Source organism: Oleiphilus sp. HI0067 (genome assembly GCF_001635735.1).
In genome coordinates this window covers 1-1298 of record NZ_LWFI01000321.1, presented here as the reverse complement: position 1 = coordinate 1298, position 1298 = coordinate 1, and the positions used below count along the sequence as shown (strand labels likewise).

Genomic DNA, 1298 nt, shown 5'->3' with positions numbered 1-1298 from the left:
GCAGGCAATGATGTGGTTTTCCTTAATTAGAAATGCGTCGGATAAGCCGACGCGATGATTAGTGCAACCGCCAACGGCTACTGCGTGTTTCTGCGCAATACGTAGTCCAGGAAGCGTTTTTCGTGTATCAAGAATCTTTACGTCGGTATGCTTTACCAGTTGATGATAGTTGTTTGCGAGTGTAGCGGTCGCAGACATAGTTTGGACGAAATTTAAGGCGCATCGCTCTGCTGTCAAAATTGAGCGAGCATTTCCTTCTAGACTCAGAAAAGTTTGATTTGCCTCGAGTGAGTCTCCCTCTGAATAATGCCAAGTCACCTTTAGTGATGAGTCTACGGCTTCAAATACAGCATTAGCCCAATCTATGCCGCACAAAATGGCGGTCTCTCTAGTTATGACGGTGGCTGTTGCGCGTTGGTTTTCTGGAATGAGCATGGCGGTTATGTCGCCTGAGCCAATATCTTCACTTAATGCTAGCGAAACATTCGATTTAATGGCCTCAGCTATGGTGCTTTGCTCAATCATATGGGGTGCTCTCACATTGGTTGGACGCCGCATTATAAGGACTCTTGAAAAATAATCTATCTGTAGGATGAGTGTGCCGGAGTTATTTAAATTCTCTATCTATGTGAACTAATTCGCTTTGCAACATATTGTCACAGGCGATTATAAAATGACGCTATATACTTATATTGTGCGTTGATAAATTGACGCTCCAGCATCTTCATTTTGTTTAAATTATCGGAACAGTTTTATGGCGAGCGCTAAAGTAGTTGGTATTCATGGAGTTAAGGCCCCTCGAGGAGCGGCCGGTGTTCCATTGCCAAAAGAGCTTGTGAAAATTAGGGATATTGGCAAGGAGCAAATTCGTGCTGCCTTGATTGAGCTGTTTAATAACGCGGATGATGCTTTGTTTGCTATGGCTGACAAGGCTGAAAGTAATAATGATCAATCGTTGTATTTTGAGGCGATGCGGGAGCTTCGTCTCCAGAAAAAACAAATTGTACTATCAACGCTAAGTGCCGCGGTTAAGTCTTTTCAGCATCCATCTAAAAAGGAAGCTGACCCGAAAGTTAGCGAAGATGCTCCATCCATCGATTCGCTCAGTTTAGTGGATGATGAAAGTTTAGAGTTCGATGTAGCGATCGAAGGAATGGTGCAGCGAGTCCGGTCTGGTTCGTCTGAAGACCTTTCAGCATTAAAAGCGCGTATGAAAGTGCTGTGGAACACGAGCGAATGTGAAGATCGAAATATACCGCTCGCGCCAGAAGCTTTGTGTGAAGGTTTTGTGGATGCGT

General features: G+C 44.3%; 2 protein-coding genes. One reads left to right on the top strand and one right to left on the bottom strand.

Annotated features, from left to right (window positions below; all coding sequences use genetic code 11):
- The coding region (locus A3739_RS03870) for a nicotinate-nucleotide diphosphorylase (RefSeq protein ID WP_369821085.1) at positions 1-558 on the bottom strand (558 nt) is incomplete at its 3' end.
- Between the two features lie 196 nt (positions 559-754).
- Between A3739_RS03870 and A3739_RS03865 the strand changes: the two genes are divergently transcribed.
- Positions 755-1298 (top strand): DUF1631 family protein (locus tag A3739_RS03865; protein ID WP_156502331.1); only part of this gene is annotated, 544 nt, incomplete at its 3' end.